The following is a 232-nucleotide window of genomic DNA, read 5'->3' as shown; positions in this document are numbered from 1 at the left end:
ATGTACACCGGCATCAATATATATTCAGATGAAGAAAACACAAAACTTGATAGTGAATATGTTGCCGGCCTTTGGCGTAAACATAAGTTCAAAGTGTCACGTGAATCTTTTATATCTCTACCAATATTCATAAACTCACTGCCTTATGGATACGATGCACTGCGAGATCAGAAAAAGTCCGGTATACAAAGAGCAATAACATGTACTTCATACAACGCAGCGACAGCTATAC

1 protein-coding gene is annotated in these 232 nt (G+C 37.9%); it reads left to right on the top strand.

Annotated elements, in window-relative coordinates:
- Positions 1-232 (top strand): hypothetical protein (locus tag Q4550_RS24225; protein ID WP_303536827.1); only part of this gene is annotated, 232 nt, incomplete at both ends.

This window comes from Anaerobacillus sp. 1_MG-2023 (genome assembly GCF_030547345.1).
In the GTDB taxonomy this organism is placed as follows: Bacteria; Bacillota; Bacilli; order Bacillales; family Guptibacillaceae; genus Guptibacillus; species Guptibacillus hwajinpoensis_B.
The sequence above is the reverse complement of the archived record's forward strand: the minus strand, read 5'-3'. Positions and strand labels throughout refer to the sequence as shown.